We start from the raw sequence: 14,615 nt of genomic DNA, 5'->3' as shown, positions 1-14,615 counted from the left end.
CCTCAGGTCTCCAGCGCCGCTCTGGCGCGAACGAAGATGTCCTCGAACATTTCGGCCGTCAGCCGTCCCGTATTCGTGTTCAACCGCGAGCAGTGATAGCTGTTGATCAGGGTGTAGCGGCCGACTTGGCCCTCGACCCCGTGTCCCGCCGGAATGGCCGAGCCGGGGTAGCCCAGCGTTCGCAGGATGCTGCGTCGCGACACGTCGCCCAGGGTCACGATCACCTTCAACCGGGGCAGGGCGCTCAGCCGATCCACTAGGAAGGGACGACAGGTGTTCTCTTCCGTCGCCGTCGGCTTGTTCTGCGGCGGGGCGCAGCGCACGGCGTTGGTGATCATGCAGTCGATCAGCGTCAGGTCGTCATGCCCGTCAGGGTCATAGCGGCCCTGCGCGAAGCCCGTCTTCTTCAGCGTGTCGTACAGCAGCCAGCCCGCATGGTCCCCGGTGAAGGGGCGGCCCGTCCGGTTGGCTCCGGTGCGGCCCGGCGCCAGGCCCGCGATCAACAGGCGCGCGTTCGGATCGCCGAACGACGGCGCGGGGCCGTTCCACCAGTCCGGGTTCTGGCGCGCGTTCTCGGCCCGATACTCGACCAGGCGCGGGCACAGGGGGCAGTCGCGCGCTGGTTCCGGGTTCAATGCTGCGCTCACGCGCGATCGCTCCGGTCCAGGGTGCGCGTCACGCCCTGATTCATCGCGGCCTTGGGCTTGCCGACCTGGGTCATGATGTCGGCCAGGTCGATGAAGGCGTCCGCCTGGCGACGCAGGTCGTCGGAAATCTGGGGCGGCTGGCTCTTGACCGTCGAGACGACGGTGACGCGCACGCCCTTGGCCTGCAGGGCCTGCACCACGCGGCGGAAGTCGCCGTCGCCCGAGAACAGCACCGCCTGATCCAGGCGCGGCGCCAGCTCCAGCATGTCGACGGCGATCTCCATGTCCATATTGCCCTTGGTGCGGCTGTGGCCCTGGGCGTCGGTGAAGCGTTTGACCGGCTTGGTCACGACGGTGAAGCCGTTGTAATCGAGCCAGTCGACCAGCGGCCGCACGGGCGAGAATTCTTCGCCCTCGATGATGGCCGTGTAATAATAGGCGCGGATCAATCGGCCTTCGCCGACGAACCAGGTCGAGAGCTTCTTGAAGTCGAGGTCGCAGTTCAGGGCGCGGGCCGCCGAATAGAGGTTGGCGCCGTCGATGAACAGGGCGATGCGGTCGTCCGGGTGATCAGTCATGAACCAATATGAGTCCGTCGATATGGTCGAGAAAATGAAAGCCCCGACCGACGCCGCAGGCGAATCCTGGCGCGAGATCGATCTGGACGCGGCAGTCATCGTCGCACTGGGGTGCAATGACAAGGGCGATTGGTCCTCTTGCGTGGAGGCGCTGGAGGCGGCGCTGGCCCGATTCCGCGCCGAGGGGTTGGATGTGCTGGCCCGTTCGTCCTGGTGGTCGTCCCAGGCCTGGCCCGACCCGACCGACCCGCCTTTCCTGAACGGCGTGGCCGTGGTCAGCACCGCCCATGACCCCTCGACCCTGATGCGGACCCTGGGGCGGATCGAGGATCTGTTCGGCCGCGTGCGGACTGCGCGCAATGCGCCGCGGACGCTCGACCTGGACCTGATCGCCTATGGGCGTCTCAGCGGCGACCTAAGCGGGCTGATTCTACCGCATCCGCGCGCGGCGGACCGGCTGTTCGTCATGGGACCGCTGGCCGAGGTGGCGCCGGAGTGGACGCACCCTGTCTGCGGCCGTCGGGCGGGCGATCTGGCGGCGCAAGCCGAGGTCGGCCGCGACGCGCGCCCTCTGCCCAGGGCTTGACGCGAGGCGGACTATCGGGCGAGGGGAGGCTTAACTCACGCCGATCCGCCCCAATCCCGCCTTCGCGGCGTTGCACAATCGGCTTTCAACCTATATTTTGTGCGGTTCTCCCTGCCGCCAGAGGAATTTCATGGCCCGCGTCACTGTCGAAGACTGCATCGAGAAGGTGCCGAACCGCTTTGGTCTGGTTCTGCTGGCCGGCCACCGCGCCCGCAACATCGCCAACGGCGCGCCGCTGACGCTGGACCGCGACAACGACAAGAACCCGGTCGTCGCCCTGCGCGAACTGGCCGACGAAACCGTCGTGCCGGACGAACTGCGCGAGAACATCATCACCACCCTGCAGCGCGTCGATGAACGCACCGAGGCTGAGGATGAAGCCGAAGTCGTGGCCCTGCTGGCCGAGCCGCAGCACATGAACATGGCCGAGGCCGAACTGATCCGCGCGCTGCAGAGCGACCGCGACGGGGGCCAGGAGGAACGCTACTGACGACCGACCTGGTCACCAAGGTAGCAAGGCGGGCGGCGCGGCCTCAGACGGACACGCCGATGGACCCCGCCGCGAATCTGCAGGACAACACATCGGCGTCGTCTCTTCCCGAGGCGGCGCCGAAGTCGTCTGAAGGCCCTGTATTGTCTGAACCCAAACGCGCACCGATCATGCGCCAGTTCGAATTGATCGAGGCGGTCAAGGCCTATGATCCGACCGCCGATGAGGCGCTGCTGAACCGCGCCTATGTCTATGCGATGAAGATGCACGGCTCGCAGCTGCGAGCCTCCGGCGATCCCTATTTCGCCCATCCGATCCAGGTCGCGGGCATCCTGACCGACTATCGCCTGGACACGGCCACCATCGTCACCGCCCTGCTGCATGATGTGGTCGAGGACACTTCGGCTACGCGCGAGGACATCGCCGAGATGTTCGGCGAAGAGGTCGCCGTCCTGGTCGAGGGCGTGACCAAGCTGTCGCGGCTGGAGCTTCAGGCCGAGCATACGCGCCAGGCCGAGAACCTGCGGAAGTTCATTCTGGCCATTTCGCGCGACGTGCGGGTGCTGCTGGTCAAGCTGGCCGACCGCCTGCACAACATGCGCACCCTTCATTTCGTGAAGCCGGAGAAGCGCGAGCGCATCAGCCGCGAGACGCTGGAAGTCTACGCTCCGCTGGGCCGGTCGATCGGCATCCACTCCATCGCCGCCGAACTGGAGGAGTTGGCGTTCGAACATCTGAACGCCACGGCGCGCGTCGCCATCCAGCGCCGTCTGGAAGCCCTGAAACTCGAAAACGGCAGCGCCATCGAGGCCGTCTCGCCCGAGATCGAACGCGTCCTGTCCGAAGCGGGGCTTGGCGCCAGGGTCAAGGGCCGGGAGAAGACGCCCTATTCCATCTGGCGCAAGCTGCAGCGCAAGACCGTCGGCTTCTCGTCCCTGTCGGACATCTACGGCTTCCGCGTCATCGTCGAGAGCGAGGACGACTGCTACCGCGCCCTTGGCGTCATCCACCGCGCCTGGCCGATGGTGCCCGAGCGGTTCAAGGACTTCATCTCGACGCCCAAGTCGAACAACTATCGCTCGCTGCACACCACGGTGGTCGGGCCGGGTGGTCTGCGCATCGAGATGCAGATCCGCACCGAGATCATGGATCGTGTGGCCGAGGACGGCGTGGCGGCGCACTGGGCCTACAAGAACCAGTCCTACGGCTTCGACCGCGAGGCGATGGAGGCGGACGGCGGCCGCGACCCCCTGCTGAACCTGCGCCATCTGGTTCAGGTGATCGAGCACGGGGAGGGGGGCGAGGACTGGGTCGAGCACGCCAAGCTCGAAATGTATCTGGACCAGGTCTTCGTCTTCACGCCCAAGGGGACGCTGATCACTCTGCCGCGCGGCGGGATGCCGCTGGACTTTGCCTATGCGGTCCACACCGAGGTCGGCGACACCGCCGTCGGGGTGAAGATCAACGGCGAGTTGAAGCCCATGCGCACCGCGCTTCAGAACGGCGACGTGGTCGAGATCATCCGCGGGACCAAGCGCGAGGTGCCGACCGACTGGCGCAGCCTGACGGTCACGGGCCGCGCCCGTTCGGCCATCCGCCGCCACATCCGGACCTCGGAGCGCGAAGAGTTCGTGCGTCTGGGCAAGACGACGCTGGAACAGACGCTGGAGCGCGCGGGCAAGGCGCTGACAGAGGTCAAGCTGACCGAGACGCTCAAGACCTTCGCCATGCCGTCCGAAGAGGACATGTTCGACGCTATCGGTCGGGGCCGTCTGACCGCGACACGCGTGGCCGAGACCCTGTTCCCGGCGCTGAAGGGTCAATTGAAGGCCGGACCCGAACGCAAGCGCATCGGCGCGGAATCGCCGCGCCTGTTCGTGCGCGGCAGCGGCCTGACGCCTGGCGTCAGCATCCACTTCGGCCAGTGTTGTTCCCCCGTGCCCGGCGATCGCATCGTCGGCATCCTTGAGCCGGACAAGGGGCTGACGGTCCACACCATCGACTGCCAGACCCTGGCCGATTTCGCGGACGACGACTCCGTCTGGCAGGATCTGCAATGGACGCCGCAGGCCGAGCGCAGCGCTGTCGGCGCGGTCAAGTTGCACGCTACGATGAAGAACGCTCCAGGCGTTCTGGGCCAGGTCGCCACCATCATCGGCGAGGCGGGCGGCAACATCCTCAATCTCAGCATGGCGCATCGTCAGCAGGACTTCTTCGACGTCGATATCGACGTAGAGGTTGAAGACGCCCGCCACGCGACCATGATCATCGCGGCCCTTCGGGCCAATCCGTCCGTCGACACCGTCGACCGCGCACGCGGCTAATCGCCGCCGCCTCTTTAGTGTTTTACGACAAGGCCGAAATGTCTCCCGAACAACAGAAGCTCGCCAACGAGGCCCAGATGGCCTCGCCCTCCTATCGTCTGGCCGCTCTGGATCAGGACTTCCTGCTGGGCGAGTCGATGCGCGGCGTGCGCTTCCTGATGGAGTATGAAAAAGCCGAGCAAGCGCTGAAGGCCTGGGGTGTCCGCTCGACCATCGTCGTCTTCGGCAGCGCCCGCGTTGGCGTGAATGGCGACGGCCGCCACGCCTATTGGTACGAGCAGGCGCGCGAGTTCGGCCGCATCGCCTCGGAACGCGGCGGCGCCTTCCGGGGCGAACCGGGCGAGGTGCGTGACAACGTCATCGCCACCGGCGGCGGTCCGGGCATCATGCAGGCCGCCAACCAGGGCGCGCACGAGGCGGGGGCGCCGTCCATCGGCTTCAACGTCACCCTGCCGCACGAGCAGTTCCCGAATCCCTGGTCCACGCCCGAACTGACATTCCAGTTCCACTACTTCGCCATGCGCAAGATGCACCTGGCGATGCGGGCCAACGCCCTGGTGGTCTTCCCCGGCGGCTTCGGCACGCTGGACGAGTTGTTCGAGATCCTGACCCTGCGTCAGACGGACAAGGCGCCGCCGATTCCCATCGTCCTGTTCGACGAGGCCTATTGGCGCTCGATCATCAACTTCGACGCCCTGATCGAGCACGGCATGGTCAAGGCGTCGGACATGGATCTGTTCGCCTTCGCCGATGACGCTGAAACGGTGTGGACCAAGCTGCTGGAAGGCGGACTGAAGCCCAACTGCGAGATCAAATAGGGCGCGGGTTGAGGGCGGCCGCTGCAGGGTCTAAGGACGGCTTTCATGAACACTGAAGACGTCCTCAACGAATTCCGCGACGCCGGCGCCCTGCGCGAAGGCCATTTCGTCCTCTCGTCCGGCCTGCACAGCCCGGTCTTCCTGCAGAAGAACCTGGTCTTCATGGACGGCGCCCGCTGCGAGCGCCTGTGCAAGGCGCTGGCGGAAAAGATCATCGCCACGGTCGGCCCGGTCGATGCGGCGATCTCGCCTGCCGTCGGCGGCATCATCCCCGGCTATGAGACGGCCAAGCACCTGAATGTGCGCTCCATGTATGTCGAGCGCGAGGGCGGCGAGTTCAAACTGCGTCGCGGCTTCTCGGTCGAGCCGGGCGAGAAGATCGTCATGGTCGAGGACATCGTCACCACGGGGCTTTCTTCGCGCGAATGCATCGCCGCGATCCAGAAGGCGGGCGGCGAAGTCGTCGCCGCCGCCTGCATCGTCGACCGTTCGGGCGGCAAGGTCGATGTGGGCGTGCCGCTGATCGCCCTGGCCTCGATGGAGGTGCCGGCCTATCCGGCCGACGCCCTGCCGCCGGAACTGGCCGCCCTGCCGGTCGAGGATCCGGGCAGCCGCCGCCTGTCGAAATAGAGAAGAGAGAACGGGATGAAGCGTCAGCGGGTTCGTCTGGGCGTCAATATCGACCACGTCGCCACGGTTCGTAACGCGCGCGGCGGCGCTCATCCCGATCCGGCCCGTGCGGCCGAGGCGGCGTTGGCGGCCGGGGCCGACGGCATCACCGCCCACCTGCGCGAAGACCGCCGCCACATCACCGACGCCGACATCGACGTGCTGACGGCCCTGTGCCGCCGTGCGGACAAGCCGCTGAACTTCGAGATGGCGGTAACGGAGGAGATGCTGGCCATCGCCCTGCGCCACCGCCCGCACGCCGCCTGTCTGGTGCCGGAACGTCGTGAGGAAGTGACGACCGAGGGCGGCCTGGCCGTCGCCGGTCACGAGGCTCGCATCGCCCCGGTGGTGAAGGCCCTGTCCGACGCTGGAATCCGCGTCAGCCTGTTCATCGAACCGTCCGAAGATCAGGTCGAGGCCGCCGCCGCCGTCGGCGCCCAGGTGGTCGAGTTCCACACTGGCCGCTACTGCCACCTGACCGACCCGGCCGAGCGCGCGGTCGAATTTGATCGTCTGGCCGCCGCCGCGGCCCAGGCCGACATTCTGGGGCTGGAGGTCCATGCGGGCCACGGCCTCGACTACGCCACGGCCGGCGAGGTTCTGGCCATTCGCGAGATCGTCGAGCTGAACATCGGCCACTTCCTGATCGGCGAGGCGGTCTTCGTCGGCCTGGACGCCGCCATCCGTCGGATGCGCGCGGCCATGGACGAGGCTGTGTCATGATCATCGGCGTCGGCGCCGACCTGTCGGACATCCGCCGCATTCAGGCCTCGCTGGACCGTTTCGGCGACCGCTTCAAACAGCGTGTCTTCACCGAGCTGGAGCGCACGCGCTCCGACCGCAAGGCCGATCCGGCGTGGAGCTACGCCAAGCGGTTCGCGGCGAAAGAGGCCTGCGCCAAGGCGCTGGGAACCGGGATGCGATCGGATGTCTATTGGCGCGACATGGGGGTGGTGAACCTGCCTTCGGGTCAGCCGACCCTGGCCCTGACGGGCCACGCGACCGAGCATCTGGCCCGCCTGACCCCGCCGGGGCATGAGGCGCGCATCCACCTGACCCTCAGCGACGAACATCCCTATGCGCTTGCCTTCGTGGTGATCGAAGCCTTGCCGAAGGCGGCTCCCCAGGCCTGATACTGCCGCGAAGGTTGCGGTTCCTTCATCATCCAGAGTCTTGCTCGCGGCGGTTTCAGCGACTACGCCTCGACCTTCAAACCCCGCGTTCGGCGGGGGATTCGAGCAGACGATGAGCGACGACCCCAAGGCGAACGGCGGTGCGGCCAGTCCGGCCCTCGATCCGGCTATGACACGGCCGATCTGGAGTGATGACGGCGATGCGCCCTTCGATATGGGGGACGACCCCGAAGCCCTCGACAGCGAGACACCGATCTTTGCGCCCCGGCGCTCCAGGAAGGCCAAGCGAGTGAAGAAAGAAAAGTCCGCGAGCAACGAAACGGTCGAGATCATCAAGACCGTCGTTTTCGCCCTGCTGATCGCGCTGGTGCTGCGAGTGCTGCTGTTCCAGCCCTTCACCATCCCGTCGGCGTCGATGGAGCCGAACCTGTACGAGGGCGACTACATCGTCGTGTCGAAGTGGTCGTACGGCTACTCGAAACACTCGATCCCGTTCAGCCCGCCCGTGTTCAACGGCCGCATCCTGGGCAAGGGGCCCGAGCGCGGCGACATCGCCGTGTTCAAGCTGCCGCGTGACAACAAGACGGACTACATCAAGCGCGTGATCGGTCTGCCGGGCGACAAGGTGCAGATGATCGCCAACAAGCTCTACATCAACGGCGCGCCGGTTCAGGACGTGGTGGTCAACCGCGCCCAGATGGCCGACATGTTCGGCCCGCGCGCCGTGACCCAGGTGCGTGAGACCCTGCCGGGCGGCCGCACCTTCATGACGCAGGACTTCGGTCCCGGCGGCGATCTGGACGACACCCCGCTGTATGAGGTTCCGGCCGGCCACTACTTCATGATGGGCGACAACCGCGACAACTCGATCGACAGCCGCGTCGAGATGTCGGCGGGCGTGGGCATGGTCCCGGCCGAGAACCTGGTCGGCAAGGCCGAGATCATCATGTTCTCGTGGACGCCGGGCGCCTCGCTGTTCAACCCGGTCAGCTGGTTCGCCAATGTGCGCTTCAGCCGGTTCTTCAAGATCCTCGACTGATGGCCGGCGGACGCACGAACGTGCGCGCCGAGGCCGTGGCGGCCCTGCGCCAGCGCCTGGGCCACGCTTTCGCCGAGCCTGAGCTGCTGGAACGCGCCCTGACCCACTCCAGCGTGGGCGAAGGCGCAGGTCCGCAGGTTCCCGCCGACAACGAGCGGCTGGAGTTTCTGGGCGACCGGGTGCTGGGCTTGCTGGTCGCGGACCGTCTGGTGCGGGATTACCCGTCGGCGGACGAGGGACAGTTGTCCGCCCGTCTGCACGCCCTGGTGGACAAGAGCGCCTGCGCCCGCGTGGGCGAACGGCTGGGCGTCGGCGACGCCCTGCGTCTGTCGCCCGGCGAGACCAAGACCGGCGGCCGCAGAAAGGCCGGAGTCATCGCCGATGCTGTTGAGGCGATCCTGGCGGCTGTCTATCGCGACGGCGGTCTGATCGCCGCTCAGGCCGTGTTCGAACGCGCCTGGGCCGAAGAATTAGCCGCGCCTCCGAGTGCGGCGGTGACCAATCCCAAGTCCGCCCTGCAGGAATGGGCGCAGGGCCAGGGCCGTCCGCTGCCGACCTATGAGGTGGTCCAGCGCACCGGCTCGGATCATGCGCCGACCTTCACGGTCGAGGCGACGGTGACCGGCTATGAACCGGCCCGCGCCCAGGGACGTTCGCGACAGGAGGCGGAAAAGGCCGCCGCCATCGCCCTATTGAAACGAGAAGACGTAATTTGACCGAGACCCCCGAAACCACCGAGATCACCGGCCAGCGCGCGGGCTTCGCGGCCATCATCGGCGCGCCCAATGCGGGCAAGTCGACGCTGGTGAACCGGTTGACCGGCTCCAAGGTCTCCATCGTCACCCAGAAGGTTCAGACCACGCGCTTTCCCGTGCGCGGCATCGCCATCAAGGGCGACGCCCAGATCGTGCTGGTGGACACGCCCGGCATCTTCACGCCGCGCCGCCGTCTGGATCGCGCCATGGTCGCCTCGGCCTGGGGCGGGGCGCAGGACGCTGACGTGGTCGTCCACCTGATCGACGCCCAGTCGCACATCGACGCTGAAGGTCGCGAAGGCACCGCCGCCGACCGTCGCTCGGCCGAGGACACCGAGACCATCATCGCCAATCTGAAGGCGACCGACACCAAGGTCATCCTGGCGCTGAACAAGATCGACGGGATGCGTCGCGACACCCTGCTGGCCCTGTCGCAGCGCCTGTTCGAGACGGGCGTCTATTCCGAGGTCTTCATGATCTCGGCGCTCAGCGGCGACGGCGTGGACGACCTGAAGACCCGACTGGCCCTGGCCATGCCCGAGGGGCCTTGGCTGTATCCCGAAGACCAGTCGGCGGATGTGCCCCTGCGCGTTCTGGCCGCCGAGATCACGCGCGAGAAGGTCTATCTGCGCGTTCATGAGGAATTGCCTTATTCGGCGGCGGTCGAGACGACCTCGTTTGAGGACAAGGCGGACGGCTCGGCCCGCATCGAACAGACCATCTATGTCGAGCGCGAAAGCCAGCGCCCGATCGTCCTGGGCAAGGGCGGCCAGACCCTGAAATGGATCGGCCAGAAGGCGCGCGAGGAACTGATCGAGATCCTGGATCGGCCTGTTCACCTGTTTTTGACCGTCAAAGTCGATCCCAAATGGCAAGACTCAAAGGCATTGTACGCCCAGTTCGGCCTGGAGTTTGACGTCTAGTCTCGTGTTTATCGTCCCCAAGACCGCGGGCGGAAGGCCCTGGTTCCTCGGTTCCCTCGTCGTCGCCGGCCTGATTTCGGCCGGGGCGGGGGCGTGGTTCGTGAAGGCTGTCGCGCCGGAAACCCAGGCGGCCGCCGTCTATCGGACAGACCTGCCCAAGCGCCCGCCGGTCGAGGTGGTCGAGGCCCTGCCGCACCTCAAGGCGCGGCTGGATGAGATGGCGGCCAGCAAGCAGTTCACGGGCGCCGTGCTGGTGGCCAAGGGCGATCAGATCCTGTTCCGTCAGGTCTATGGCAAGGCGAACTATGAGACGGACACGCCCTTCGCCCTGGACACCCGTTTCCGCCTGGCCTCGGTGTCCAAGCAGTTCACCGCCGTCGCCGTTCTGAAGCTTCAGGACGAGGGCAGGCTGTCGGTCGATGATCCGGTCTGCAAATGGATCGAGCCGTGCCCCGACGCCTGGCGGCCGCTGCGTATCCATCACCTGCTGTCGCATACGTCGGGCATTCCGGACGTGATGGCCCAGGCGGAGTGGGGGCGTATCCGCGTCACCCACCGCACGCCGCAGGAACTGACCGAGACCTCGGCCCGCTATGGCCTGCAGTTCGAGCCAGGGACGAAGGTCCGTTACAACAACGCCGCCTTCAACCTGGCGGCCGAGATCGTGTCAAAGGCCAGCGGCCAGCCGTTCGAGACCTATATGGAGCAGGCGATCCTCAAGCCTCTGGGCATGAAGGACACCGGCTCGGACGTGAATAACGACGCCCAGGGTCTGGCCATGGGCTACGGCCTGTTTCCGGCCGGTCTGACGCCGCAGCCCATCGCCAACGTCAGCGTCGTTGCGGGCGCGGGCGCGCTGTACTCGACGCTGGACGACATGCTGGCCTGGAACCGGGCACTGCATCAGGGCCACGTCCTGAGCGACAAGGCCTATGACGACCTGATCGCCGACCACGCCCCGGACGACATGCCCGAGCGGCGCGGCCCGCATCGGGCCTATGGCTACGGCATCTACGTCAGCGCCCTGGGCGAGCGGACCTCTTCGCCGTTCAGCGATCGCCAGATCTATCACACCGGCAGTTGGGCGGGGTTCCGCAACCTGGTGTCCTATCAACCGGATCAGGAAGTGACGGTGGTGGTGCTGTCGAACAACTACCACCTGCGCGATCAGGTGCTGCTCATCAATCAGCAGGCGATGGCCGAGGCTCTGGGGCGTCCGTTCCCGACGGCGCTGGCGCGATAAGGACGAAGGCCGGTCAGGCCTTCATCGAGCCTGTCTCAATGAACCGCTGGTGCCACGACAGCGCCTCGGTCAGCAAATGCGGCGATTGCAGACCGTAGGAGCCCTTCAGCGCGCGGGCGTAATAATCGCTGAGCGCGTCGCGATAGTCGGGGTGGGCGCAGTTGGCGATGATGACCTTCGCGCGCTGCTTGGGCGACAGGCCGCGCAGATCGGCCAGTCCCTGTTCCGTGACGATAACCTGCACGTCCTGGGTGATGTGGTCGACGTGGCTGGCCATGGGGACGATGGCCGAGATCTTGCCGCCCTTGGCCGTCGAGGGCGTGACGAAGCAGGAGATATAGGCGTTGCGCGCAAAGTCGCCCGAGCCGCCGATGCCGTTCTGGATGCGCGAGCCCATCACGTGGGTCGAGTTGACGTTGCCGTAGATGTCGGCCTCGATCAGGCCGTTCATGGCGATGCAGCCCAGACGGCGGATGATCTCCGGGTGGTTCGAGATTTCCTGCGGGCGCAGGATGATCTTGCCGCGGAACTGCTCCATGCGGCTGTTCAGATCGGCGGCGGCCTCGGGGCTGAGCGAGAAGGCGGTGGCCGAGGCGACGGTCAGTTTCCCTGAGTCCAGCAGGTCCAGCATCCCGTCCTGCAGCACCTCCGTATAGGCGGTCAGGTTCTCGAACGGGCTGTCGGCCAGACCCGCCAGCACGGCGTTGGCGACATTGCCCACGCCCGATTGCAGCGGCAGCAGATGGGCGGGCAGGCGGCCCAGCTTCACCTCATGCTGCAGGAATTCGATCAGATGCCCGGCGATGGCCGTCGCGCTGGCGTCCGGCGCGGCGAAGGGCAGGTTTCGGTCGGGGCTGTCCGTCTCGACGATGGCGGCGATCCTGGACGGATCGACGCGGAAGACGGTCTCGCCGATCAGGTCGGTCGGCTTGGTCAGCGGGATCGGCACCCGCGCGGGCGGCAGGGCGGTGCCGTAATAGATGTCGTGCATCCCCTCCAGCGCGGCGTTCTGCCAGCTGTTGACCTCAAGGATGATCTGGTCGGCGCGGTCCAGCCAGGTCTTGTTGTTGCCGATGGAGGACGAAGGGATCAGGGCGCCGTCCTCGCGGATGCCCGACACCTCGACCACCGCCGTCTCCAGCGGGCCGAGGAAACCCTGCCAGGCCACCGGCGCCACCTGCGACAGGTGCATGTCGAGGTATTCCATCTCGCCCTTGTTGATCTTCTCGCGGGCGATGGGATCGGAGTTGTAGGGCAGGCGGAACTCGATGCCGTCGGCCTTGGCCAGGGCGCCGTCCAGTTCCGGCCCGGTCGAGGCGCCGGTCCAGACCTTCAGCTTGAAGGGATTGCCTGCCGCATGCTCGGCCTCGATCCGCTCGGCCAGCGCCATCGGCACGACCTTGGGATAGCCCGAGCCGGTGAAGCCGCTCATGCCCACGGTCGAGTTGGCCGGGATCAGGGCGGCGGCGTCCTGGGCGGACATGATCTTCGACTTGAGGGCGGCGTTACGGACGCGGGACATCGCAAACCTGACGGCTGGAGCCGGGGAGGGCTCAAGGAACGACGCGGACATAGGCGCCGCATCACCCTGATTCCAATACGGCTTTGGTCGTAACAGTCCGTGATCACAAAGGCGTCAACCGCCGGGTTTCCAGTCCGCCGCCGGGTTGGTGTTGACCATCCACGGGATGCCGAACCTGTCGGTCAGGCTGCCGAAGCCGGGCGACCAGAAGGTTTCGGCGAAAGCCATGCCGACCTTGCCCCCTTCGGACAGGGCGTCGAAGACTTCGCGCGCCTTGGCGAGGTCGTCGGTGTGATACGACACGTCAAAGCCGTTCTTGGGCTTGTCGATGTTCGGGGCGAACTCTGGCGGCAGGTCGGCGCCCATGATGGCCTGGTCCCCGATCTCCAACCAACCGTGCATCAACCAGTCCTTGTATTTGGGATCGACCGGCATGTCGGGCGGGCCGTCGCCGAACGGAAAGGCGGCCGTGACCTTGCCGCCCAGGATGCGGGCGTAGAACTCCAGCGCCTCGCGGCACTGGCCCTGGAAGCTGAGACTGGTGACGATCTTCATGAGACCCTCCTTCGGATGGAGGCGGAACGCACAGGGCGAGCGAGGTTTCCGTTTCTTGGGGCCGGGATGAGCGGATGTGTGGGAGCTTTCACGAACTTCGGAACAGGACTAGAACATCTTCATGATCACCGCCGCCCTGATGATGCTCCAACTGTCCGCCGCGTCCGCCGAGACTGCGCCTGTCGAGCGCACGCTGGACGCCATGCACGCCGCCGCCTCGGTGGCGGACGGCGAGGCCTATTTCGCGACCTTCACGCCGGACGCCCGCTTCATCGGCACCGATGCCGCCGAGCGGTGGAGCCTGCCGGAGTTCCGCGCCTACGCCACGCCCTACTTCTCGCAGGGCAAGGGCTGGACCTATCGACCGACGGCGCGGACCGTGACCATCGCCCCGATCGACTGCCGCTGCGTCGCCTGGTTCGACGAGGTGCTGGACAATGACGCCTATGGGACCACGCGCGGCTCGGGCGTGTTGCGCTTGACCGAGGACGGCTGGAAGATCGAGCAATACGTCCTCAGCTTCGCCGTACCGAACGACAAGGCGCGCGCCGTCGTCGACGCCATCAAGGCCGACTGATGGAGGTTCAGGACGACGCCTTCGTGCTGTCGGCGCGGGCGCATGGCGATACGGGGGCGGTGGTCGATCTGCTGACCGAGCGGCACGGCCGCCGCGCCGCCTATGTCGCGGGCGGGGCGTCGCGTCGGATGCGGCCCTTCCTTCAGCCCGGCGCGCGGGTCGTGGCCGATCTGCGGTCGCGGACGTCGGATCAGCTGGGTTCGGCGCGGCTGGAGCCGGTGGGCGAAGGCCCGGCCGCCTTGTTCGACGACCCGCTGGCCTTGACCGGACTGAGCGCCGCCGCAGCGGTGGCGCAGGGCGCCCTGCCGGAGCGGGAGCCGCATCCCGGCGCCTTTTACGCCTTTGAGGCGCTGATGGGCGCGTTCGCCGTGCCCGAGGTCTGGCCCGCCATCTTCGTGCGGTTCGAAGCCGGGTTGCTGGAGGACTTGGGCTTCGGTCTCGATCTGTCGCGCTGCGCCTCAACGGGGTCGATGGACGATCTGGTCTGGGTCAGCCCCCGCACCGGCCGCGCCGTCAGCCGTGAGGCGGGCGCGCCCTATGCCGACAAGCTGTTGGCTCTTCCCCCCTTCATGCTGGGCGCGCAGGCGGGGCTGGGCGAGGGAGACGTGAAGGCGGGGCTGGAGCTGACGGGGCATTTTCTTGAGCAGTTCGTCTTCCACGCCTTGAACCGGCCCCTGCCGCCCGCGCGGGTCTGGATGATCGACAAGCTGGGCGACGCCGGGCGGCTGTAACGCCTTCGCCGGGATGAGCGGGAAG

At 66.7% G+C, this 14,615-nt stretch carries 17 protein-coding genes; 13 read left to right on the top strand and 4 right to left on the bottom strand.

What is annotated here, in order from left to right:
- Positions 1-2 precede the first annotated feature (2 nt).
- Positions 3-647, bottom strand: coding sequence for a uracil-DNA glycosylase (locus FM111_RS07255; protein WP_087140303.1), 645 nt, complete (start codon positions 645-647; stop codon positions 3-5).
- Complete coding sequence (locus FM111_RS07250) at positions 644-1,225, bottom strand: LabA-like NYN domain-containing protein (RefSeq protein WP_087140302.1); 582 nt, start codon at positions 1,223-1,225, stop codon at positions 644-646. The genes FM111_RS07255 and FM111_RS07250 overlap by 4 nt, the downstream gene beginning before the upstream one ends.
- Between FM111_RS07250 and folK the strand changes: the two genes are divergently transcribed.
- The 11 genes from folK (at position 1,224) to FM111_RS07195 (ending at position 11,205) form a co-directional block, all read left to right on the top strand.
- Positions 1,224-1,811 carry a 2-amino-4-hydroxy-6-hydroxymethyldihydropteridine diphosphokinase gene (gene folK / locus FM111_RS07245; RefSeq protein WP_143276057.1) on the top strand — a complete coding sequence of 196 codons (588 nt, stop codon included), beginning with the start codon at positions 1,224-1,226 and terminating at the stop codon, positions 1,809-1,811. The genes FM111_RS07250 and folK overlap by 2 nt on opposite strands.
- Positions 1,812-1,941: 130 nt before the next feature.
- Complete coding sequence (gene rpoZ / locus FM111_RS07240; RefSeq protein ID WP_087140301.1) at positions 1,942-2,301, top strand: DNA-directed RNA polymerase subunit omega; 360 nt, start codon at positions 1,942-1,944, stop codon at positions 2,299-2,301.
- A gap of 170 nt (positions 2,302-2,471) precedes the next feature.
- On the top strand, positions 2,472-4,625 hold the full coding sequence (locus FM111_RS07235; protein WP_179205047.1) for a RelA/SpoT family protein: 2,154 nt from the start codon (positions 2,472-2,474) through the stop codon (positions 4,623-4,625).
- 38 nt (positions 4,626-4,663) lie between these two features.
- Positions 4,664-5,443, top strand: coding sequence for an LOG family protein (locus FM111_RS07230; RefSeq protein WP_087140299.1), 780 nt, complete (start codon positions 4,664-4,666; stop codon positions 5,441-5,443).
- A 45-nt stretch (positions 5,444-5,488) separates the two neighbouring features.
- The gene (pyrE, locus tag FM111_RS07225; protein ID WP_087140298.1) at positions 5,489-6,073 is read left to right on the top strand and encodes an orotate phosphoribosyltransferase; all 585 of its coding nucleotides are present in this window, start codon (positions 5,489-5,491) and stop codon (positions 6,071-6,073) included.
- A gap of 15 nt (positions 6,074-6,088) precedes the next feature.
- Complete coding sequence (locus tag FM111_RS07220) at positions 6,089-6,835, top strand: pyridoxine 5'-phosphate synthase (RefSeq protein ID WP_087140297.1); 747 nt, start codon at positions 6,089-6,091, stop codon at positions 6,833-6,835.
- A complete protein-coding gene (gene acpS / locus FM111_RS07215; RefSeq protein WP_087140296.1) occupies positions 6,832-7,245 on the top strand; it encodes a holo-ACP synthase in 414 nt (137 codons plus the stop codon). The genes FM111_RS07220 and acpS overlap by 4 nt, the downstream gene beginning before the upstream one ends.
- 112 nt (positions 7,246-7,357) lie before the next feature.
- Positions 7,358-8,284, top strand: a complete 927-nt coding sequence (lepB, locus tag FM111_RS07210; protein WP_087140295.1) for a signal peptidase I — start codon at positions 7,358-7,360, stop codon at positions 8,282-8,284.
- Positions 8,284-9,000 carry a ribonuclease III gene (rnc, locus tag FM111_RS07205; protein WP_087140294.1) on the top strand — a complete coding sequence of 239 codons (717 nt, stop codon included), beginning with the start codon at positions 8,284-8,286 and terminating at the stop codon, positions 8,998-9,000. The genes lepB and rnc overlap by 1 nt, the downstream gene beginning before the upstream one ends.
- A complete protein-coding gene (gene era / locus FM111_RS07200; RefSeq protein WP_087140293.1) occupies positions 8,997-9,962 on the top strand; it encodes a GTPase Era in 966 nt (321 codons plus the stop codon). The genes rnc and era overlap by 4 nt, the downstream gene beginning before the upstream one ends.
- 100 nt (positions 9,963-10,062) lie before the next feature.
- A complete protein-coding gene (locus FM111_RS07195; protein ID WP_256968132.1) occupies positions 10,063-11,205 on the top strand; it encodes a serine hydrolase domain-containing protein in 1,143 nt (380 codons plus the stop codon).
- 13 nt (positions 11,206-11,218) lie between these two features.
- Here the strand turns inward: FM111_RS07195 and FM111_RS07190 are convergent, their stop codons facing one another.
- Complete coding sequence (locus tag FM111_RS07190) at positions 11,219-12,727, bottom strand: acetyl-CoA hydrolase/transferase family protein (RefSeq protein ID WP_087140291.1); 1,509 nt, start codon at positions 12,725-12,727, stop codon at positions 11,219-11,221.
- A 114-nt stretch (positions 12,728-12,841) separates the two neighbouring features.
- On the bottom strand, positions 12,842-13,282 hold the full coding sequence (locus tag FM111_RS07185; protein ID WP_087140290.1) for a VOC family protein: 441 nt from the start codon (positions 13,280-13,282) through the stop codon (positions 12,842-12,844).
- Between the two features lie 121 nt (positions 13,283-13,403).
- Here FM111_RS07185 and FM111_RS07180 point away from each other — a divergent pair, with 121 nt between their 5' ends.
- Positions 13,404-13,859, top strand: a complete 456-nt coding sequence (locus FM111_RS07180) for a nuclear transport factor 2 family protein (protein ID WP_087140289.1) — start codon at positions 13,404-13,406, stop codon at positions 13,857-13,859.
- Entirely contained in the window at positions 13,859-14,590 is a 732-nt protein-coding gene (recO, locus tag FM111_RS07175; RefSeq protein WP_087140288.1) for a DNA repair protein RecO, read from the top strand. The genes FM111_RS07180 and recO overlap by 1 nt, the downstream gene beginning before the upstream one ends.
- Positions 14,591-14,615: the final 25 nt, after the last annotated feature.

This window comes from Brevundimonas diminuta 3F5N (assembly GCF_900163625.1).
Classification (GTDB): domain Bacteria; phylum Pseudomonadota; class Alphaproteobacteria; order Caulobacterales; family Caulobacteraceae; genus Brevundimonas; species Brevundimonas diminuta_A.
The sequence above is the reverse complement of the archived record's forward strand: the minus strand, read 5'-3'. Positions and strand labels throughout refer to the sequence as shown.

Bases quoted from the DNA above. Each gene is read 5' to 3' on its own strand.
- folK (WP_143276057.1), top strand. From the start codon at position 1,224: ATGAACCAATATGAGTCCGTCGATATGGTCGAGAAAATGAAAGCCCCG.
- FM111_RS07250 (WP_087140302.1), bottom strand. From the start codon at position 1,225: ATGACTGATCACCCGGACGACCGCATCGCCCTGTTCATCGACGGCGCC.
- rpoZ (WP_087140301.1), top strand. From the start codon at position 1,942: ATGGCCCGCGTCACTGTCGAAGACTGCATCGAGAAGGTGCCGAACCGC.
- FM111_RS07235 (WP_179205047.1), top strand. From the start codon at position 2,472: ATGCGCCAGTTCGAATTGATCGAGGCGGTCAAGGCCTATGATCCGACC.
- FM111_RS07230 (WP_087140299.1), top strand. From the start codon at position 4,664: ATGTCTCCCGAACAACAGAAGCTCGCCAACGAGGCCCAGATGGCCTCG.
- pyrE (WP_087140298.1), top strand. From the start codon at position 5,489: ATGAACACTGAAGACGTCCTCAACGAATTCCGCGACGCCGGCGCCCTG.
- FM111_RS07220 (WP_087140297.1), top strand. From the start codon at position 6,089: ATGAAGCGTCAGCGGGTTCGTCTGGGCGTCAATATCGACCACGTCGCC.
- acpS (WP_087140296.1), top strand. From the start codon at position 6,832: ATGATCATCGGCGTCGGCGCCGACCTGTCGGACATCCGCCGCATTCAG.
- lepB (WP_087140295.1), top strand. From the start codon at position 7,358: ATGAGCGACGACCCCAAGGCGAACGGCGGTGCGGCCAGTCCGGCCCTC.
- rnc (WP_087140294.1), top strand. From the start codon at position 8,284: ATGGCCGGCGGACGCACGAACGTGCGCGCCGAGGCCGTGGCGGCCCTG.
- FM111_RS07190 (WP_087140291.1), bottom strand. From the start codon at position 12,727: ATGTCCCGCGTCCGTAACGCCGCCCTCAAGTCGAAGATCATGTCCGCC.
- FM111_RS07185 (WP_087140290.1), bottom strand. From the start codon at position 13,282: ATGAAGATCGTCACCAGTCTCAGCTTCCAGGGCCAGTGCCGCGAGGCG.
- FM111_RS07180 (WP_087140289.1), top strand. From the start codon at position 13,404: ATGATCACCGCCGCCCTGATGATGCTCCAACTGTCCGCCGCGTCCGCC.
- recO (WP_087140288.1), top strand. From the start codon at position 13,859: ATGGAGGTTCAGGACGACGCCTTCGTGCTGTCGGCGCGGGCGCATGGC.